General features: G+C 58.6%; 19 protein-coding genes and 1 pseudogene. 9 read left to right on the top strand and 11 right to left on the bottom strand.

Annotated features, from left to right (window positions below):
• Position 1: 1 nt before the first annotated feature.
• The 6 genes from J1G34_RS15840 to argH form a co-directional block, all read right to left on the bottom strand.
• Entirely contained in the window at positions 2-949 is a 948-nt protein-coding gene (locus J1G34_RS15840; RefSeq protein WP_222994317.1) for a hypothetical protein, read from the bottom strand.
• Between the two features lie 54 nt (positions 950-1003).
• Entirely contained in the window at positions 1004-2173 is a 1170-nt protein-coding gene (locus J1G34_RS15835) for an MFS transporter (RefSeq protein ID WP_065896455.1), read from the bottom strand.
• An 89-nt stretch (positions 2174-2262) separates the two neighbouring features.
• The gene (locus J1G34_RS15830; protein ID WP_065894998.1) at positions 2263-3084 is read right to left on the bottom strand and encodes an ABC transporter substrate-binding protein; all 822 of its coding nucleotides are present in this window, start codon (positions 3082-3084) and stop codon (positions 2263-2265) included.
• Positions 3085-3109: 25 nt separating this feature from the next.
• Positions 3110-3874, bottom strand: coding sequence for an amino acid ABC transporter ATP-binding protein (locus tag J1G34_RS15825; protein WP_065887758.1), 765 nt, complete (start codon positions 3872-3874; stop codon positions 3110-3112).
• A gap of 25 nt (positions 3875-3899) precedes the next feature.
• The gene (locus tag J1G34_RS15820; RefSeq protein WP_222994316.1) at positions 3900-4778 is read right to left on the bottom strand and encodes an amino acid ABC transporter permease; all 879 of its coding nucleotides are present in this window, start codon (positions 4776-4778) and stop codon (positions 3900-3902) included.
• A 169-nt stretch (positions 4779-4947) separates the two neighbouring features.
• Complete coding sequence (argH, locus tag J1G34_RS15815; protein WP_222994315.1) at positions 4948-6375, bottom strand: argininosuccinate lyase; 1428 nt, start codon at positions 6373-6375, stop codon at positions 4948-4950.
• Between the two features lie 193 nt (positions 6376-6568).
• Between argH and J1G34_RS15810 the strand changes: the two genes are divergently transcribed.
• The 3 genes from J1G34_RS15810 (at position 6569) to J1G34_RS15800 (ending at position 8346) form a co-directional block, all read left to right on the top strand.
• On the top strand, positions 6569-7528 hold the full coding sequence (locus J1G34_RS15810) for a LysR family transcriptional regulator (RefSeq protein WP_222994314.1): 960 nt from the start codon (positions 6569-6571) through the stop codon (positions 7526-7528).
• 253 nt (positions 7529-7781) lie between these two features.
• A complete protein-coding gene (locus J1G34_RS15805) occupies positions 7782-8069 on the top strand; it encodes a type II toxin-antitoxin system Phd/YefM family antitoxin (RefSeq protein ID WP_065894994.1) in 288 nt (95 codons plus the stop codon).
• Entirely contained in the window at positions 8059-8346 is a 288-nt protein-coding gene (locus J1G34_RS15800; RefSeq protein ID WP_262411821.1) for a type II toxin-antitoxin system RelE family toxin, read from the top strand. Before J1G34_RS15805 ends, J1G34_RS15800 begins: the two co-directional genes overlap by 11 nt.
• 123 nt (positions 8347-8469) lie before the next feature.
• Here J1G34_RS15800 and J1G34_RS15795 read toward each other — a convergent pair whose 3' ends face one another.
• From J1G34_RS15795 to J1G34_RS15775, 5 genes and pseudogenes are all read right to left on the bottom strand, one after another.
• Entirely contained in the window at positions 8470-9117 is a 648-nt protein-coding gene (locus J1G34_RS15795) for an HAD-IB family hydrolase (RefSeq protein WP_065887762.1), read from the bottom strand.
• 72 nt (positions 9118-9189) lie between these two features.
• Positions 9190-9903: pseudogene (locus tag J1G34_RS15790) on the bottom strand (HNH endonuclease).
• A 99-nt stretch (positions 9904-10002) separates the two neighbouring features.
• A complete protein-coding gene (locus J1G34_RS15785; RefSeq protein ID WP_222994313.1) occupies positions 10003-10581 on the bottom strand; it encodes a BRO-N domain-containing protein in 579 nt (192 codons plus the stop codon).
• Positions 10582-10898: 317 nt separating this feature from the next.
• Positions 10899-12149 carry a ribonucleotide-diphosphate reductase subunit beta gene (locus J1G34_RS15780; protein ID WP_122461669.1) on the bottom strand — a complete coding sequence of 417 codons (1251 nt, stop codon included), beginning with the start codon at positions 12147-12149 and terminating at the stop codon, positions 10899-10901.
• A gap of 883 nt (positions 12150-13032) precedes the next feature.
• On the bottom strand, positions 13033-13302 hold the full coding sequence (locus J1G34_RS15775) for a DUF2790 domain-containing protein (protein WP_128876201.1): 270 nt from the start codon (positions 13300-13302) through the stop codon (positions 13033-13035).
• 400 nt (positions 13303-13702) lie between these two features.
• On the opposite strand from J1G34_RS15775, the gene acs reads away from it, so the two are divergent.
• The 6 genes from acs to J1G34_RS15745 all read left to right on the top strand — a co-directional run bounded on the left by acs (position 13703) and on the right by J1G34_RS15745 (position 20523).
• Positions 13703-15658 (top strand): acetate--CoA ligase, encoded by a 1956-nt coding sequence (gene acs / locus J1G34_RS15770; protein WP_065892695.1) that lies wholly within the window; start codon positions 13703-13705, stop codon positions 15656-15658.
• Positions 15659-16354: 696 nt separating this feature from the next.
• A complete protein-coding gene (locus J1G34_RS15765) occupies positions 16355-17140 on the top strand; it encodes an ABC transporter substrate-binding protein (RefSeq protein WP_222994312.1) in 786 nt (261 codons plus the stop codon).
• A 92-nt stretch (positions 17141-17232) separates the two neighbouring features.
• Positions 17233-17922, top strand: a complete 690-nt coding sequence (locus tag J1G34_RS15760) for an ABC transporter permease (RefSeq protein ID WP_065892693.1) — start codon at positions 17233-17235, stop codon at positions 17920-17922.
• A complete protein-coding gene (locus J1G34_RS15755; protein ID WP_065892692.1) occupies positions 17919-18617 on the top strand; it encodes an ABC transporter permease in 699 nt (232 codons plus the stop codon). Before J1G34_RS15760 ends, J1G34_RS15755 begins: the two co-directional genes overlap by 4 nt.
• 1 nt (position 18618) lies before the next feature.
• Complete coding sequence (locus tag J1G34_RS15750) at positions 18619-19731, top strand: succinylglutamate desuccinylase/aspartoacylase family protein (protein WP_065892691.1); 1113 nt, start codon at positions 18619-18621, stop codon at positions 19729-19731.
• A 27-nt stretch (positions 19732-19758) separates the two neighbouring features.
• Positions 19759-20523, top strand: a complete 765-nt coding sequence (locus J1G34_RS15745) for an ABC transporter ATP-binding protein (protein WP_065884422.1) — start codon at positions 19759-19761, stop codon at positions 20521-20523.
• Positions 20524-20595 lie beyond the last annotated feature (72 nt).

The following is a 20595-nucleotide window of genomic DNA, read 5'->3' as shown; positions in this document are numbered from 1 at the left end:
CCTACTCCACGCCGGGCGCCTCGCGAATGATCAGGTGATCCAGGTTTTCAATATTGGCACTGAATACCCCGAACGTCTGCTCGGGGTTCTTCTTGCTCGGCACGTGCTTGAGCTGCGGCGTGACGCCATAGAAAAAGCAATACAGCGCTTGTTCGCTGGCTGCTGCGGCCTTGATCTGCTCCAGAAATGCCGTGCGCTTGCGATAGTGCTCGATGAGCTTTTTGCTCAGGTAGACGTTGACGGCGTAGGGCTTTTTGTCGAGCCATACCTTCTTTTCGAAGTCGATGCGAAAGCTGCTGGTGTAGTCCTTGATGGCCTTGATCCTGCCCCAGTAGATCAGGCCCTTGTTGTCCTGCAGGTATTCGATTTTTTTGAAGAACGTCCAGTACGTCGCCGTGTGCTCGCCGATTTTCAACGGCATTGATTTGAGCTTGTCCTTGTCATCGATATTTGACACGTAGCACTCCACCGGGTGGGCGAATACGCTGGTTTTGTCCGGGGTGGTGTCGTTGTGGCCGTGGGATGTGGCGACGCGATTTGAAGGGGTCTTCGTTGATTCTTGCAGGGCGACGTTCTCGGTGCCTGTCAGGTGGCTCTTACGTTCGTATTGGCGCCGTGTCAGCACAAACTCCGACGGGAAGTTTTCCTCGCGATCGTCATCGCTTTCTCCGGTCGCGTTCCGGTGCGCGCTGGCGTAGCGGCAACCTTCGATATGCCGGGTGCCGGTCTTGTTCTTGAAGTGCGGCGTGCGCTTGTAGTTGAGGTTCTTTGCGTTGAACGTACTCAGGGTATTGCCGGTATCGAACGCCGCGCGGCAGACATCGTTGGGGCACAGAAAGTGGTCTGTGTCGGAATCGAAATCGGCGGTTTCGTCGAAATTCAGGTCTCGTACGTCATAGATTGACAGCTTGTCATCGAGACTCAGGCTGTAGGCCGTATCGAATTTCATGGGGCTCGGGTCCGTGAGAGGTTTGGCTATTAATAGCGAGAACCTGCGCAAATATCAGCAAGAACTTGCAACCCGTCGCCCACTCAGGAAACACAGGGTTCCGCCGGCTGCGGTCAATGCCGCCAGGGCATAAAACATGCTGGCCGGCGTCGCATTGATCAGCAGGTACCCACACATCACCGGGCTCATCGCTCCGCCAAACGCCGCCAGGTTCTGCGCGCCGTAGTAGCTGCCCCGCAGTGCATCGGGGGCGATGGTGTCGATAAACAGGAACTCTGCGGGGTAGATAATCATCTCGCCCAAGGTGAATACGAACATCGCCAGGCACCAACTGACCAGGCTGTCGGCCAGGCTGAACCCCATCAACCCGAGAATAAACAGCAAGGTGCCCAGCGCAATCCAGTGGCGTAACTGCTCGCGTTTGAGAAAACGGCCAATCTGGTACTGCAGCAAAATCACCGTGATGGCGTTGCAGGCCAGCACGGCGGACAGAATCTTCAAGGCGGCTGCGGGCTTGTAGGCAACCAGTAGAAACTGCGACAGATACAGGGTGTAGCGCCCGTGGACAATGGTGCTCAACAAACTGCCGCTGGTGAAGAGGATCAGCGTGCGGTCGCTGCGCAAGGTCTGCAGGGTGCGCAGAAAGCTTTGCGGTTTATGACGGGTATCCCGTGCGGTCGGGGCAATGCCGACCATCAGGAACAGGCTGCCAAAAGCAATCGCGCTGGCGATCAGGAACGGCGCCCAGGGCAGTTGGCCGGCGATCACCACGCCGACCATGGGGCCGGTGGCATAGCCGACGTTGGTCAGGGTGTAGCGCAGGGAAAACACTTTGGCGCGCTCACCCACCGCGAGGTTTTCGCTGATGATCGCCTTGGAACCGATCAGGAACAGCGCCGACGCGGCTTCAGTGATCACCAGGGTCAGCGTGGTGAGGTAGAGGTTGCTGGCAAACGTCAGCAACAGAAAACCGATGGAACTGGAGAGCATGGCCAGGATCAGCAGCTTGCGCTTTTCCAGGCGGTCGATGACGTAGCCGCCGTACAGACCGAGCAACGTGGCGATAAACACGGCAACGCCCATCAGCAGGCCGATGTCCTGCTGGTTGAGGCCCAGACGGGTACTCAGCCAGAGGGCCAGCAGTGGGCTGGTCATGGAACGGCTGACCACGATGGTCACCGAGCAGATCAACAGGCGGCGAATTACCAGGGAGTAGGTGGCCACGGTGGGGGAGAGCATCCTTGTTGTTGCTTAAGATCACACAGATCCAATGTGGGAGGGGGCTTGCCCTCCCACATTTTCAGACCTTGTATCTACTGGCCCGCATTGATGCTGATCTTCTCGACCGCACCTTGCTCCAGATCCCACTTCTTCAAAATCTTGCCGTAGGTCCCGTCATCGATCATGCCCTGCAATGCTTCACTGATCGCGGCGACCAACTCAGTATTGCTCTTCTCGATCCCAAGCCCGGTGAACTGCTTGGAAATCGCCAGCCCCACCGGCTTGTACTTGCCCTTGTCCAGCGACATCAGATAAGGAATCGTCTCGCTGCCCTGCATCGCCGCATCCAGGCGGTTCTGCTGCAACTGCGCGCGCGCATCGGCCGAGCCTTCGGTGCCGATCACCACGATCGCCGGCTTACCCGCCGCTTCGCAGTTTTCCTTGCTCCACGCGGCAATTTCCGACGGCCAGGTGGTACGGCGGCTGGTGCCGACTTTTTTACCGCACAGGTCAGTCAATTCCTTGATCTCTTCACGCTTGGCCAGGGTGTACAACTGCGGGCCGCTGGTGAAGTAGTCGATAAAGGTCACCGATTTCTGACGCTCGGCGGTGTCGCTCATGCCCGACAGCACGATGTCGACGCGCTTGGTGGTCAGGCCGCTGAGCATCTGCTCGAAGCCGGTTTCCTGCCACTTGATCTTCACGCCCAACCGCTCGGCCAGGGCGTTGCCCAGGTCGAAATCAAAGCCGGTGAGCTTATTGGTGGCCGGGTCCTTGAAATCCATCGGCGGGTAGTTCGGCACGATGGCTGCGCTGATTTCACCCTTGTCCTTGATGGCTGCGGGCAAGGCCGCGAACACTGCGCTGGAAGCCATCAGGCCGGCGAGCAACGAAGGAATAAACATCTTTTTCATGGGGGCGTTCTCGTTAGTTTTTTAGTTAAGTGCGAACGGCAGAAATAAAGCTTTGGGTACGCGGGTTTTGTGGGCTTATTAGAATGTCTTCGGGGCTGCCGGCTTCCACAATCTGGCCGGCATCCATAAACACCATGCGGTTGGACACTTCACGGGCAAAGCCCAACTCATGGGTGACCACGATCATGGTCATGCCGGTGGTGGCCAGATCGCGCATCACCGACAGCACTTCGCCTACCAGCTCCGGGTCGAGGGCTGACGTGGGTTCGTCAAACAGCATCAGCTTGGGGCGCATCGCCAACGCGCGGGCGATCGCCACACGCTGCTGCTGGCCGCCGGACAACTCCACCGGGTAGGCATTGCGCTTGTCCGCCAGGCCCACGCGGGCCAGCAACTCCAGCGCATCCTCGGTGGCCTCCTTGGGCGAGCGCTTGAGCACCTGGCACGGGCCTTCGATGATGTTTTGCAGCACGGTCATGTGCGGGAACAAATTGAAACGCTGGAACACCATGCCGGTGGCCAGGCGCTGCCTTGCGATCTGCACTTCGTTCATCTCGTGCAGCTTGTTGCCGACCACCCGGTAACCGACCAGTTCGCCGTCGACCCACAGGCCGCCCTTGTCGATTTTTTCCAACTGGTTGACGCAACGCAGCAGGGTGCTTTTACCCGAGCCGGATGGGCCGATAATGCACATCACTTCGCCTTGCTCGACCTCGATATTGATGTCACGCAGCGCGTGATACTGGTCGTAATACTTGTTCAGGTTGACGGCCTTGACGATGCTTCTCATGGGGGCAAATCTCCTCAACCCAGACTTACGAACGCTTGCCGGCGCCGCGGGCAAAACGACGCTCGAGGCGGCTTTGACCAAATGAAAGAACCGTCACCACCGCCAGGTACCAGATGCCGGCCACCATCAGCAGCTCCATGACCCGCGCGTTGGCGTAGTAGATGTTTTGCGCGTTGTGCAGCAGCTCCGAGTACTGGATCACGCTGGCCAGGCTGGTCATTTTCACCATGCTGATGAACTCGTTGCCTACCGGCGGAATGATCACGCGCATGGCCTGCGGCAGAATGATCCTGCGCAGCGCCTGCAGGCTCGGCATGCCGATCGACTTGGCCGCTTCGTACTGGCCGGTGTCCACCGACAACAGCCCGGCGCGCACCACCTCGGCGGTGTAGGCGCCCTGGTTGATGCTGAGGCCGAGCAGGGCGGCCACGAACGGCGTCATCAGGTCGACGGTTTCAATGCTGAACAGGCCGGGAATGGCAATCACCGGGAAGATCAGCGCCAGGTTGAACCACAACAGCAGTTGCAGAATCAACGGCGTACCGCGGAACAACCAGGTGTAAGTGATCGCCACGTAGCGCAGGATCGGGTTGGCCGACATGCGCATGATCGCCGTGATTACCCCGATGATCACGCCCAGCGCCATCGCCAGGATCGACATGATGATGGTATTGGCCAGGCCCCAAAGAATGGCTTCAGACGTCAGGAACTGCCCGATGTAGGACCATTCGATCTGACCATTGGCAAACGCGCGCAACAGCGCCGCCAATGCAATCACGATCAACGTGGCAAAAAACATTCGTCCGTAATAACGCCGCGGTACGTGCTCGTACTGGGTGATATCGAACTGATTCTCGGACAACTTGCGCTCTATCTCCAAGCGCTCGGCCGGGGTTTGGTTCATGGTGATTCTCCAAAAATTTTGCTTGATGCTGATCGTTCCCACGCAGAGCGTGCTGATCGTTCCCACGCTCCGCGTGGGAATGCCGCCCCCGACGCTCCGCGTCCCGCGCGTAATGTGGCGACGCGGAGCGTCACGGGATGCATTCCCACGCAGAGCGTGGGAACGATCGTCAAATCCTGAATCCCTGATAACTCTCAGCCCATACCTGCTGAGCCGCCAACGCCATCTTCAACCGCCCAATCTGCTCCTTCACCCGCTCCGGCGCCGTCCCGCCCCACCCGCTGCGCGCCGCAATCGCCGCTTCCAGGGTCAAGCAATCGCGCACCTCAGGTGTGAGTCGCGCATCCACCTGCGCCAGCATCGCCGGCGAGGCTTCCCACAACTCAATCTCATGCTTCTCACAGGCCTGCACCAACGCGCCGGTAATCTCATGCGCTTCTTTAAACGGCACGCCCCGGGAGGCCAGCCAATCCGCCACCTCAGTGGCCAGGGTAAAACCCATCGGCGCCTGCCGCCGCAGCTCTTCGACCTGCACCTTCATGGTCGCGACCATCCCGGCCATCGCCGGCAACACCAACAGCAAGGTGTCCACGCTGTCCAACACGCTGTGCTTGTCTTCGCTCAAATCACGGTTGTACGACAGCGGCAACGACTTGAGCGTCGACATCAACCCGGTCAGGTTGCCAATCAAACGCCCGGCCTTGCCCCGCGCCAGTTCGGCAATGTCCGGGTTCTTTTTCTGCGGCATGATCGAGCTACCGGTAGCGTAGGCATCATCCAATACCACCCAGCGAAACTGGCGCGACGACCACAGGCAAAACTCCTCCGACAGCCGCGAAATATTCACCCCGAGCATGCCCGCCACAAACAGAAACTCCGCGACATGGTCGCGGCTGGCGACAGCGTCGATGGAGTTTTCGCACGGCCCGGTGTAACCCATTTCCTTGGCCGAATACTCCGGCTGGCGTGCAATCGCCGAACCCGCCATCGCCGCCGCGCCGAGGGGCGACAACGCCGTACGCGCATCCCAATCCACCAGGCGCTGCACATCGCGCAGCATCGACTGCGCATGGGCCAGCAAGTGGTGGGCGAACACAATCGGCTGCGCCTGCTGCAGATGGGTGAAGCCGGGGCAGATGCTCTCAATATGCTGCTCGGCCTGCTCGACCAATGCCTGCTGCAACCCCAGCACCTCGGTGGCGATGGTGCGCGCATGGTCACGCAGGAACAGGCGCAGGTCGTTGGCCGTCTGGTCATTGCGCGAACGCCCGGCGCGCAGCTTGCCGCCCAGGGCGCCGAGGCGCTCGGTCAATACGCGTTCGATAAAGGTGTGAACGTCTTCGTCATCCAGGCTTGGATGCAGGCAGCCGGCGGCGAAGTCATCGCCGATACGGTCCAGGGCTTCCAGCGTGCGCAGGGTCTCCGACTCATCCAGCAACCCGGCGCGCTGCAACTCACGGGCATGGGCACGGGAGCCGGCCAGGTCGTAGGGCGTGAGGCGAAAATAAGGTTCGGGGCAGCGTGACAACGCGGCCAATGCCGCAGACGGACCGGTCTTGAAACGAGCGCCCCAAAGGCGGTCGGTGGGCTGGGACATGGGTATTCCTCACGCTTGTTTTTAGAAGAGTCGGAGGCAGTAACAAGAAAATTTCAACGCGTTGGAACCGGCGTCTGACGCGCCGTATTCAAGGTTGCCAAGGGCGGATGTTTATGTTCATTATCGCCGCCTGGCTATGTTCAAGGATTGGGTTCAAGCCTGTTGAATATGGCACTCGAGGTCAACGCGCATTATGGAAACCCCACTTTCCACTTCTGGAAACCTGCCCCCCAAACCCGGCACACGACCACCGCTGCAACTGAGCGGGCTGGACTTCAAGTTGCTGCGGGTATTCATGGCCGTGGTCGAGGCCGGCGGTTTCAGTGCCGCGCAGAACGAGCTGAACGTGGGCCTGGCGGCCATCAGCAAACAGATCTCCGACCTCGAGATTCGCATCGGTATGCGCCTGTGCACACGCGGCCGGGAAGGCTTCGGGCTGACCGAAGAAGGCAAGTTGGTGTATCAAGCGTCCATTGAGTTATTTACCTCAGTGGACAGTTTTCGCGACAAGCTTAGTTCAGCGCAAAACGAGCTGATTGGTGACCTTAGTGTGGGCGTTATTGATAACACCGTCTCCGACATTAACTCGCCGCTTATTGCCGCCTTGCGCACCTTGCACAGCGAATCGCCAAAGATCAGATTGCGCCTGCACGCCTCGCAATTGGATGAAGTTGAGCGCGGCGTCGTGGAAGGGCGCCTGGTCGCCGGCATCGTCCCGGTGTACCAACGCCGCGAAGAATTCGACTACTTCCCGCTCTACGAAGAAAAGGCCCACGTCTACTGCGCCGTAGGACATCCGCTGTTCACCGCAACCGACATCCCGCCCGAGGTACTGCGCCAATACGAAGTGGTCAACCACCGCTACGCGATCCACCGCGACAAGCCCAACTTCGTCAACCACGACAGCCAGTCCGCCTCAGCCTCCCAAGTGGAAGCCGTCGCCATCCTGATCCTCACCGGCCGCTTCCTGGGCTTTCTGCCGGAACACTACGCCGCGTCGTTGGTAAGGGAAGGGCGCCTGCGCGCCCTGTGCCCGGAGCGGGTCCACCTGAGTACCGCGTTCAACCTGATCCTGCGCCACAACGCGCCAAGAAGCCCGATGGTCAAAGCCTTCGCCACGGCGCTGGGCGTGGACCTGAAGACGCCGCTCTAAGCCCCGTCAAAGATCAAATGTGGTAGGGGTGGAGCTTCAGCGAGGCTGCGATGGGATCACCGCGTTCTAGCTGGCGAGCGCGCTATGTGTAGCGACATATTTTCTGCATAGGCGGCAAGCCTATTGTCTTCAACATCCCGTAGGAGGGTGTCTATGCATCACACAAATCACTTCAAGGAACCTCTCCGTCAGCCGCTTGTGGGTAATCGAAAAAAGACCAAAATAACGACCTGTTTTAAAAGGAGAGATCTCCATGCAACTTGTTTTGGCTGACGTGGCCGTCAGCGTATCCGAACTCAAAAAGAACCCTTCATCCGTCATGAACGGAGCCAACGGCTCGGCGGTGGCTGTCCTCAACCATAATCGCGTGATGGGTTATATGGTCCCGGCTAGCGTATACGAGGCGATGGTTGAGCGCCTTGATGAGCTGGAACTGGTGCAATTGGTCAAGGAGAGGCTGGACGCCAAGGAAGCACCGATTCGGGTGTCCCTTGATGAGCTGATTGCTGAGGCAGAGGCGGATATCGCCAATGGGCATTGAGTTTAGTATTGAGTGGGATCCGAAGGCGTTAAAGGAACTCAAGAAACTGGACGGTACAATTCGTCATCAGTTTTTGCGCAAACTTCAGGAGCGCCAAGATCACCCGCGGGTTCCAGCTGACGCGCTTTATGGAATGAAGGATTGCTACAAGATTAAATTACGTGGTGCCGGCTTTCGGCCGGTCTACCGTGTTGAAGGCGATCGAATAGTCATCCTCGTATTAGCGGTGGGTAAGCGGGAACGTAGCGCTGTCTACGATTCGGCCAAGAGCCGATAAGCAACCGACGAGGTCTGTTTCACAGCCCCTCCGTACGCTACGTAACCCGGTGGTAGAGTTCACCCGGCTATTTCAGAAAGTTGAGGGGCCGGAAAGCTTTTCGCTGTTCGTCTAAACGGCGCATCACCGCTGCAACCGAGCCCGCCTTTTCTTCTTCGCATGAAAATGCCGAAAATGCGCATCCTGCGCCGCCGCCAGCAATTCCCGATCCCCACGCGTATCGCCCCAGGCCCTGAGCCGATACTCCCCCAGGTCCCCATACACCGCCTCAAGCCGCAGCACCTTGTTCTCACAGCGGCAATTATTCCCCGTGAGCTTACCGGTCAGCACCCCGTCCACCACCTCAAGCTCAGTCCCGATCAAACGGATCCCCAGCCGATCGGCAAATGGCTGCAACACCAACGCCGGCGACGCCGAACACAGCGTCACCACCGCGCCCGAGCCCAACTCCTGCTCCACCGACAACACCCCCGCCGGACGCATCAACCGCGCCCAATTGCGCTGGCAATACTCCTCCGCCTTCTGCTGCACCCACGCCTTCTCCACCCCGGTCATAAAGGTGCGAATCAACTGCGCCTTCAACTCATCCCGGCTGATCTGCCGCACCAAAAAACGCAGCCCCGGCACGGCCAGCTTCACCATCCGGCCATAAAACGCGCCAGTGCCAAAGGCAAACTTGAGGAAGGGCACGAAACTGTCGTGGTGGGTGAGGGTGCCGTCGAAGTCAAAGACGGAGAGTACTTTGGCGTCGATGGGGCCGGCTTCGAGCATGTCTGGGTTCACGGGTTGGCCTCGGTCCTATCTAGTATTTTTTGAATGTGCATCAGGTGTGACAGCAGGAGTCTACTCCCGTGCCAATCTTCCGATTTTGGCGTAAAGCCCTTCGGTGAAAGCCTCCCGATCGCTCGACCGGTGACAACGCTGATGGCAATTGGGGCACAAGGCTACAGCATTGCTGATGCGATCCGAACCCTTCTGGGCGAGGTGCTTGACGTGATGTACTTCAAGAAATGGTAGACCGTCGACCTCGAACGGCGCGTTTGAACCGCAGCCTTCGCAGATGCCGTTGGCTTCTTTCAACACCCAAGCGCGTACTTTCGGGTCGCGAACGAAGGCTGTGCTGAACGTGGATACCTTCTGCGGTTGGGCAATGCCGTCCGGGAGTTTTGAGAAGGTTTGCTGCTGCAGTTTGGACGCGCGGCGGATAAGCGTTTGCTCATCGGCGGTTTGGGCAGCGTCTTCGGATTCGAACACGCCCTGTGCAGTGAGGGCGTGGCGGATGCGTTGCTCTACGCCGGAGCCCACGTTCTTGGCGGGTTTATAGCCCTCAATACGATCCCAACCCATACGGACCAGCACGGTGGAAATGTTTTGCATACGGAATTCGATGGAGCCCTTCGCACGGCCTGCCACCGGGCCTTCGCGTAGAAGCCGGTTCTCGAGGGCTTTGTTGAAAAGTTGGCCGCTCTTTTCCCAGGCCTACATCTTTAGATACGCCTCGACCGCCGCTGCCAGCTCCGCGTCGCTCCAATCCGTTTTGTCTTTCGTAATGTCCATGCAGCCGCCGAGGGTGGAAAACCCTCGGACGATACTGAGTAGCCATTATGGCGTCTACGAAATTTCCTACTTGTCCGTAGGAAACGCCGGGCGAATATGTCAGTAGACTCGCTGACTGATTCGGAGCGATTGTATGAGCTTGCGCCACCACGGCGTGTTCTCGGTCTCTTTCCGGTAGGTTCTATTCACCAGCAAATACGGCATGTCTCGAAGACGAATCCAGCCCTCATCCTGCCAATGCAACAGGTTCAACGACATCTCGGGCCAATCCAGCATGCTCAATAAGGGGCGCTCCATCGTTCGTGCCTGGCGATTGTCTCGCAACGTCGGAACAACTTCGTGAGTCAGCCAGCTACGTAGTAAGCGGTTTCCCGGTATGTAGTGATAGACCAGTAATGCATAGGCGCCGGATTCACTGATCATTAACATTTCTTCCGGCTGACCGTGGAATAGCAGGTTTATGGTTCTTTTTTGATCTTCATCAAGCTTGCGAGTCGTTCGCTGATCCAAGCGCCATCCCATCAAACGACCAAGATCGCGAGCGCAGAACCAAGGTTGGTTTTCCAGCAGAAGAGTATGTAAATGAAGACTGTGACGAGTGAAAACAATGGCGATAAACAGTTCAGCCGCGACTGCTTCTTCAGCGACCGGTAAGTTGGATTGATGTTGTTTGGACATTCCCTATGACCTCTACGTGGTTTCTGAAGGGCCAGAACCCAGCGTAGAGAGTGGGGTTTTAAGAAACTCCAACCGACCAAGCCTCATTGCAGCGTGAATTCCGCATGACTGACATCGAGCGGAATTTTTGCTGTGTGAGTTAGGCTTGCTTCTACGTTGGGCGTTTCTTAGGCACCGGCGGATGAGCCTAGGTAACATCGACATTCGCATCAACCCTTCCATGGATGATCGTCTTGTAGGAGGGGTCCTATTCAAGTCAGCGTGCATAAAAAAGCCCTGAACAAGTCAGGGCTCTTTAGTGTTAATTGGCTTGGAAATCAGTCCCAGCTCAACGCCCCACCCGTCTGATACTCAATCACGCGGGTTTCAAAGAAATTCTTCTCTTTCTTCAAATCCATAATCTCACTCATCCACGGAAACGGGTTGGTCGTCCCTGGATACTCTTCTTTAAGACCAATCTGCGACAACCGACGATTAGCAATAAACTTCAGATAATCCTCCATCATCGCCGCATTCATGCCCAGAACACCGCGAGGCATGGTATCGCGCGCATATTCAATCTCCAGCTGCGTGCCCTGCAGAATCATCTGGGTCGCTTCTTCCTTCATCTCGGCATCCCACAAATGCGGGTTTTCGATTTTGATCTGGTTGATCACATCGATCCCGAAGTTCAGGTGCATCGACTCGTCGCGCAGGATGTACTGGAACTGTTCGGCCACGCCGGTCATTTTGTTGCGGCGGCCCATGGACAGGATCTGGGTGAAGCCGCAATAGAAGAAGATGCCTTCCAGCACGCAGTAGTAGGCGACCAGGTTGCGCAGCAGCTCTTTGTCGGTGTCGACGGTGCCGGTTTCGAACTTCGGATCGGAGATCGAACGGGTGTACTTCAGGCCCCAGGCGGCTTTTTTAGCGACCGATGGGATCTCGTGGTACATGTTGAAGATCTCGCCTTCATCCATGGCCAACGATTCGATGCAGTACTGGTAGGCGTGGGTGTGGATCGCTTCTTCGAAGGCTTGGCGCAGGATGTACTGGCGGCATTCGGGGTTGGTGATCAGGCGGTACACGGCCAGCACCAGGTTGTTGGCAACCAGGGAGTCGGCGGTGGAGAAGAAGCCGAGGTTGCGCATGACGATGCGACGTTCGTCGTCGGTCAGGCCTTCGGGGTTTTTCCACAGGGCGATGTCGGCGGTCATGTTGACCTCCTGCGGCATCCAGTGGTTGGCGCAGCCGTCGAGGTATTTCTGCCAGGCCCAGTCGTACTTGAAGGGCACGAGCTGGTTGAGGTCGGCGCGGCAGTTGATCATGCGCTTTTCGTCGACGGCGACGCGGGCGGAGGCGCCTTCGAGTTCGGCGAGGCCTTCGGCGACGTCGAGTTTGTCCAGTTCGGCCTTGGCGCGTGCGATGGCGGCCGAATCACTCGCGGTGACGGCGCGGGCTTCGATGGCGGCGGCGGCGCCGGCTCCGTCGAGGCGGTCCATGTTGGCTTCGGTGGCGTGGCCGGCGTTGGCGCCCTTGGTGGCTACTTCGCCTTCTTCTTCTTTGTCGAATTCGTCCCAGCTCAGCATGACGTGTCGTCTCCTGCGTGAGGGCTCAAAGGTGCCCGTGTGAAACCGGATGGTGGGGTGTTCACACGGCCCTGAGGCCGCGGTGGATCTTAAGGAATCGTTTGTTGCAGCAGCTCGCGCAGGCAAATAAACGGAAATTGCGTAACGGGTACTGCATGAGGCTTGAGGTGCGGAGCGGTAGGTGCAGGCTCCAGCGGAGGCCTCAGGTCTGGCTCTTCATCCCTGTGTAAAGGGATATTGCAGGCCCGATTTACCCGCGCATTATAGGGAAAAAAACGGGTTTGTGTTGTGGCGGATTGTCCCGGTGGGCGGACAAAAAGGTGGATATTTAGGCCAGAGTGAGGGATTACGGGGGGTTGGTGGGTAGGAAGTTTTTGACGGGAGGTGTCGGTATTTTACCGAGGGGGGAAGAGGTGATCAGGTTGCGGGCATTTGCGTTGCTCTGCGACGAGGAGCTCCCTTAAATTGCAGCAGTCAGCTACGTTGGGGAGGCAACTTGTTATGCGCACTGTTTCGATCATTGAGAGTAGAGAGGGTCAGACGATCCATTTGCCAGCGGATATGGCTTACGACGGGGTGGATGAGCTGGAAATTCTCAGGGAGGGGGACACAATTATTCTGAGGCCAGTCAGGGCCAGTTGATTGTCGCTGGTCGATTTGCCTAAGGTGGATGAGGTTTTTTTGCAAGAAAGGAAAGATGTCATTGAGCGTGTGAAGCCCGATTCGGGCGCTTAGAGCGGATTGCAGTGGTGCAGCATCTATCGTCTTCGCGAGCAAGCCCGCTCCCACATTTGATCTGTGGTGCATTCGAGGTGGGTTCTTGGCCGCAAGAACGATTTCCTGCGGCGACCAAGATCCGGGTTAAAGCTAAATAACGAAGTTATTACCCGTTAGAGCAACCATTCCCCATCACATGATAATTAAGAATATGACGCTGACCTTGCGAGTCTTCATATTCCATCTTCACCGGTACAACTTCACACACTTGTGGAATGTTACTCATGGACACTACTTTGGCGACGTCCAGGTGGGTGCTGTAGGTGTAGTCCTCAACAATCGGCGCGTTGCCGCCAGCCAGCTCCGTCGGGGCTTCGTCGGCCAGGGCGGCGGTGGCGCACAGGCTGCTGAGGGCTAATACTACTAAAGCTTTCATTTCTCTATTTACCTTCTTCAGGGCGAAAGGGATCACGGGGCCCTTGTGAGGCCACGTGTGTCACTTGAAAGTTGGGAAGTTCGGATTAACGTTGCCTTCGTGGGGGCTGTTACGGTGTTAATCAGAGTGCCTTGGTTGGCGGAGTTGATTCTAGGCGCCCGGGTTATATTCATATACCCGTGGTTTTGATAAACACTTTTGACGGTTTTTGTAACAATCCCACGATGAAGGTTTTTTCCTAAGCCCGCCAAGCGCCACAGGACGCGGGCCAGAGCGGGATACCGGCATAGCTGGGCAATTTGTAGGGTCTTGTTACTACCATCGTCGAATGGTTCTATAGGCCTACCCCGGCTACAACAGGGGCCATACAACAACAACTATTGTCACCGAGGTAAGAAAGATGAGTGCGGCTTCCCTGTACCCCGTTCGTCCCGAAGTAGCAGCCAACACGCTGACCGACGAGGCGACCTACAAGGCGATGTACCAGCAGTCGGTGGTCAATCCCGATGGTTTCTGGCGCGAGCAAGCCAAGCGTCTCGACTGGATCAAGCCTTTCACCACGGTGAAGCAGACGTCGTTCGACGATCACCATGTCGACATCAAGTGGTTTGCCGATGGCACCCTGAACGTTTCCTACAACTGCCTGGACCGCCACCTCGCCGAGCGCGGCGACCAGATCGCGATCATCTGGGAGGGCGATGACCCTGCCGAGAGCCGCAACATCACCTACCGCGAACTGCATGAACAAGTCTGCAAGTTCGCCAACGCCCTGCGCGGCCAGGACGTTCACCGCGGCGATGTGGTGACTATCTATATGCCGATGATCCCCGAAGCCGTGGTCGCCATGCTGGCCTGTACCCGCATCGGGGCGATTCATTCGGTGGTGTTCGGTGGTTTCTCGCCCGAAGCCCTAGCCGGTCGCATCATCGACTGTAAGTCGAAGGTTGTTATCACGGCTGACGAAGGCATTCGCGCGGGTAAGAAGATTCCGCTCAAGGCCAACGTCGATGACGCCCTGACCAACCCGGAAACCAGCAGCATCCAGAAGGTCATCGTGTGCAAGCGCACCAATGGCGCGATCAAGTGGAACCAGCATCGCGACATCTGGTACGAAGACCTGATGAAAGTGGCGGGCACCGTGTGTGCGCCCAAGGAGATGGGCGCCGAAGAAGCGCTGTTCATCCTCTACACCTCCGGCTCCACCGGCAAGCCCAAGGGCGTGCAGCACACCACCGGCGGCTATCTGCTGTATGCAGCCCTGACCCATGAGCGCGTGTTCGACTACCGCCCGGGCGAAATCTACTGGTGCACCGCCGACGTCGGCTGGGTCACTGGCCACACTTACATCGTCTACGGCCCGCTGGCTAACGGCGCGACCACGCTGCTGTTCGAAGGTGTGCCGAACTACCCGGATATCACGCGGGTGGCGAAGATCGTCGACAAGCACAAGGTCAACGTCCTCTACACCGCGCCGACCGCGATCCGCGCGATGATGGCCTCGGGCACCGCCGCCTGCGAAGGCGCCGACGGCAGCAGCCTGCGCCTGTTGGGGTCGGTGGGCGAGCCGATCAACCCGGAAGCGTGGGACTGGTACTACAAGAACGTCGGCCAATCCCGTTGCCCGATTGTCGACACCTGGTGGCAGACCGAAACCGGCGGCAACATGATGAGCCCGTTGCCGGGGGCCCATGCGCTCAAGCCGGGTTCGGCGGCGCGGCCGTTCTTTGGTGTGGTGCCGGCGTTGGTGGACAACCTGGGCAACCTGATCGAAGGTGCGGCCGAAGGCAACCTGGTGATCCTCGATTCGTGGCCGGGCCAGGCGCGTACGCTGTACGGCGACCATGATCGTTTCGTCGACACCTACTTCAAGACTTTCCGCGGCATGTACTTCACCGGTGACGGTGCGCGACGTGACGAGGACGGTTACTACTGGATCACCGGGCGTGTGGACGACGTGCTCAACGTGTCCGGCCACCGCATGGGCACCGCCGAGATCGAAAGCGCCATGGTCGCCCACCCGAAAGTCGCGGAAGCGGCGGTGGTGGGGGTGCCGCATGACATCAAGGGGCAGGGCATTTACGTCTACGTCACCTTGATCGGCGGCGAAGAGCCCAGCGAGCAACTGCGCCTGGAGTTGAAGAACTGGGTGCGCAAGGAGATCGGCCCGATTGCTTCGCCGGACGTGATCCAGTGGGCGCCGGGCTTGCCGAAGACGCGCTCGGGGAAAATCATGCGGCGCATTCTGCGCAAGATTGCCACGGCTGAGTATGACGGGTTGGGGGATATCTCCACCCTGGCCGACCCGGGGGTGGTTGCGCAGTTGATTGAGACGCACAAGACCATGAACGTCGCTTAAGGCGGGGTAGGTGGGACAGAGCCCCATTCGGCGCAGGCCGGGTGGGGCTTTTTTATGGGATCTTGCACACAGTGAAGATCCCTTGTGGGAGGGGGCTTGCCCCCGATGGCAGTGGGTCAGTGGAGCATGTATCAGCTGGCACACCGCTATCGGGGGCAAGCCCCCTCCCACATTTGGATTGCATTTCAAGGCGTGTGCAGAGGGTGGTCTGGCAGACCTGCATAACCAACAAGCCAATAAATATCGATTTGCGCAGTAGGATATTTCTGAATGTTACCGTCGAACGCAAATGTGTAACCCTGCGCCCTGGCATGAGGCGAACGGCTACATCCGCGCCCCGAAAAACTGCGTTTCAGACACCCCCGCAAATAAGATTAAACGCCACACTTGCCGTGCCAGAAGGGTTTGCGAATAATAGGCCCGCAATTTGCAGCATTAGCTGGTTTAATATCTTTTGTCTCTGCATAAAATCCAGAGGCTGTCAATGGGCTGGAACCGCTTTCTCGGTGCTTCTGTAAATTGTTGTCGCATTGAGGAAATATCGGCTTTCCGCCTGTCGTTAGAATGCCGATCACTCGCTCGTCGTCGCTGGCACTCTCTGGCGCAGGACGCTGCAACGCTATTCGGTTTCACCTTCGCCGCATCGTGGGCCATGGCTCATACTGCTGTTTTGCCCTATACCGATGGAGTCCCAAGATGAAGAAACTCGTGCTGTTGGGCGCCCTGGCGCTGTCCGTGCTGTCCATGCAGGCTTTCGCCGAAGGCAAGCCACTGAAGATTGGTATTGAAGCCGCTTACCCTCCGTTTGCCTCGAAGGCGCCGGATGGCAGCATCGTCGGTTTTGACTACGACATCGGCAACGCCCTGTGCAAGCAGATGGACGTGAAGTGCACCTGGGTCGAGCAGGAATTCGACGGCCTGATCCCGGCGCTGAAAGTGCGCAAGATCGACGCGATCCTGTCGTCCATGTCCATCACGGAAGACCGCAAGAAGTCCGTCGACTTCACCAACCGCTACTACCTGACGCCGGCGCGCCTGGTGTTGAAGGAAGGCACCAAGGTCAGCGACAGCCTGGATGAACTCAAGGGCAAGAAGATTGGTGTGCAGCGCGGTTCGATCCACGATCGTTTCGCCAAGGAAGTGCTGGCTCCCAAAGGCGCCACGGTTGTGCCTTACAGCTCGCAGAACGAAATCTACCTGGACGTGGAAGCCGGTCGCCTCGACGGCACCGTGGCTGACGCCACCCTGTTGCAGGAAGGTTTCCTCGACACCCCCGCCGGCAAAGGCTATGCGTTCACCGGCCCATCGTTCACCGACGTCAAATACTTCGGCGACGGCGTAGGCATCGCGGTACGCAAGGGCGACCAGGAAAACCTGGACCGTATCAACGCCGCTATCGCAGCGATCCGTGCCAACGGCGAGTACAAGAAAATCCAGGACAAGTACTTCAACTTCGACATTTACGGGCCTGAAGCCAAGTAAATCGTCGCAGCTGTCTGTCTGAAATGGCGCAAGCAACAGAACACTCTGAAGTTTGCGCCATTTTTTCATCCCCCTTTTCGAGGACCTGAATCATGTTGAAAGGCTACGGGGCCGTTATCCTCGATGGCGCATGGTTGACGCTTCAGCTCGCCTTGTCGTCCATGGCCCTGGCCATTGTTCTGGGTCTGATCGGGGTCGCGTTACGCCTGTCGCCGGTGCGCTGGTTGGCCTGGCTGGGTGACTTGTACTCCACGGTGATCCGCGGGATCCCCGACCTGGTGCTGATCCTGCTGATTTTCTACGGCGGTCAGGACCTGCTCAACCGCGTCGCGCCGCTGCTCGGCTACGACGACTATATCGACCTGAACCCCCTGGCCGCCGGTATCGGCACCCTGGGTTTCATCTTTGGCGCCTACCTGTCGGAAACCTTCCGCGGCGCCTTCATGGCCATTCCCAAGGGCCAGGCTGAAGCCGGCCTGGCGTATGGCATGAGCGGCTTCCAGGTGTTTTTCCGGGTGATGGTGCCGCAGATGATTCGGCTGGCGATCCCCGGTTTCACCAACAACTGGCTGGTTCTGACCAAGGCGACTGCGCTGATTTCAGTGGTGGGCCTGCAAGACATGATGTTCAAGGCCAAGCAGGCGGCCGACGCCACCCGCGAGCCTTTTACCTTCTTCCTCGCAGTGGCGGCGATGTACCTGGTGATTACCAGCGTGTCGTTGCTGGCCCTGCGCTACCTTGAGAAGCGCTACTCGGTAGGCGTAAGGGCGGCTGATCTATGATCTTCGACTACAACGTCATCTGGGAGGCCATGCCGCTGTACCTCGGCGGCCTGCTGACCACCCTCAAACTGCTCGCCATTGCGCTGTTCTTCGGCCTGCTCGCCGCTTTGCCCCTGGGCCTGATGCGCGTGTCCAAGCAGCCGATCGTCAATGGTGCGGCGTGGCTGTACACCTATGTGATTCGCGGCACGCCGATGCTGGTGCAGCTGTTTTTGATCTACTACGGGCTGGCCCAGTTTGAAGCGGTGCGGGAAAGCTTCCTGTGGCCGCTGCTGTCCAGCGCTACGTTCTGTGCGTGCCTGGCGTTTGCGATCAACACCAGCGCCTACACCGCCGAGATCATCGCCGGCAGCCTCAAGGCCACGCCCAATGGCGAGATCGAAGCGGCCAAGGCCATGGGCATGTCGCGCTACAAGCTGTACCGCCGCATCCTGTTGCCGTCGGCCCTGCGCCGCGCGCTGCCGCAGTACAGCAACGAAGTGATCATGATGCTGCAGACCACCAGCCTGGCCTCCATCGTCACCTTGATCGATATCACCGGTGCCGCGCGCACGGTGAACGCCCAGTATTACCTGCCGTTCGAAGCCTATATCACCGCCGGTGTGTTCTACCTGTGCCTGACATTCATCCTGGTGCGCCTGTTCAAGTTGGCCGAGCGCCGCTGGCTGAGCTACCTGGCTCCACGGAAGCATTGATATGGAACGTATCGATCACCTGTTGCCCTGGGGTCACCTGGGCTGTGAACGCCAGCTGAGCGTGTTTCGTTTCGGCAGTGGCGAGCGCAAGGCGTATATCCAGGCCAGCCTGCATGCCGATGAATTACCCGGCATGCGCGCGGCCTGGGAGCTGAAAAAGCGCCTCAGCGAACTGGAACAGCAAGGCGCGCTTAACGGCGTGATCGAGTTGGTACCGGTGGCCAACCCGATGGGCCTGGGCCAGTTGCTGCAAGGCAGCCATCAGGGCCGTTTCGAGGTGGGCAGCGGCAAGAATTTCAACCGCGATTTCGTTGAGCTGAGCGAGCCGGTCGCCGAGCGGCTGCAAGGCAAGCTGGGCGATGACCCCCATGCCAATGTGCGCATGATTCGCCAGGCCATGAGCGATGTGCTCACGGCCTTGCCCGCGCCGAGCAGCCAGTTGCAAGGCATGCAACGTATCCTGCTCAGCCATGCCTGCACCGCCGACGTGGTGCTCGACCTGCATTGCGACGCCGAGGCCGCGCTGCACATGTACGCACTGCCCCAGCACTGGCCGCAGTGGCGTTCGCTGTCGGCGCATTTGAATGTGAAGGTCGGCCTGCTCGCGGAAGATTCCGGCGGCAGTTCGTTTGATGAAGCCTGTTCGTTGCCCTGGCTGCGTTTGTCGCGCACGTTCCCCGACGCGCAGATTCCACTGGCCTGTCTGGCGACGACGCTGGAGTTGGGCGGCCAGGCTGACACCGGCCGCGATGAAGCGATCTTCCACGCTGAAGGCATCCTGGCGTTTCTGGCCGAGCAAGGCCTGATCAAGGGCGAATGGCCGGCACCGCAACACGAAGCGTGCGAAGGCATGCCGTTCGAAGGCACCGAATTGCTGTTCGCTCCCCACGCCGGGGTGATCAGTTACCTGCGTAAGGCCGGTGACTGGGTCGAGCAGGGCGACCCCATTTTTGAAGTGATTGATCCCCTGGCCGACCGCGTGAGCATTATCTGCGCGGGTACGTCCGGGGTGTTGTTTGCCGTTGAACGGCTGCGTTATGCCCAAGCGGGTTTCTGGCTGGCCAAGGTGGCGGGGCGCGAAGCGCTGCGTCACGGGCGCTTGCTCAACGACTGACCACCTGTTTTTGTGAGAACCGACCGCATGTACAAGCTTGAAGTCCAAGACCTGCATAAACGCTATGGCAGTCATGAAGTGCTCAAGGGCGTGTCCCTGGCCGCCGCAGCTGGTGATGTGATCAGCATCATCGGCTCCAGTGGTTCGGGCAAAAGTACGTTTTTGCGCTGCATCAACCTGCTGGAGCAGCCCCACGCCGGCAAGATCCTGCTCAACAACGAAGAGCTGAAACTGGTCGCGACCAAAGACGGCGCGATGAAGGCCGCCGACCCCAAACAACTGCAGCGCATGCGTTCGCGCCTGTCCATGGTGTTCCAGCATTTCAACCTGTGGTCGCACATGACCGCGATTGAAAACGTGATGGAAGCGCCGGTGCATGTGCTGGGCGTGTCGAAGAAAGAAGCCCGTGAAAAGGCCGAGCACTACCTGGCCAAGGTCGGCGTGGGCCATCGCAAGGATGCGTTCCCCGGCCACATGTCCGGCGGCGAGCAGCAGCGCGTGGCCATTGCCCGTGCCCTGGCGATGGAACCTGAGGTGATGCTGTTCGACGAACCGACCTCGGCGCTTGACCCCGAGTTGGTCGGTGAAGTGCTCAAGGTGATGCAGGACCTGGCCCAGGAAGGCCGCACCATGGTGGTGGTGACCCATGAAATGGGCTTTGCCCGTGAGGTGTCGAACCAGTTGGTGTTTCTGCATAAAGGCATTGTCGAAGAGCGCGGCAACCCGCGCGAAGTGCTGGTGAACCCGCAGTCCGTACGGTTGCAGCAGTTCCTCTCCGGCAGCTTGAAATAGTCCTTTGCTGTTGGAGCTGCTTTATGTAGGAGGGGGCAAGCCCCCTCCCACATTTGATCACCATTGTTTTTG

This window comes from Pseudomonas sp. Wu6 (assembly GCF_019891515.1).
Lineage (GTDB): Bacteria > Pseudomonadota > Gammaproteobacteria > Pseudomonadales > Pseudomonadaceae > Aquipseudomonas > Aquipseudomonas orientalis_A.
The sequence above is the reverse complement of the archived record's forward strand: the minus strand, read 5'-3'. Positions and strand labels throughout refer to the sequence as shown.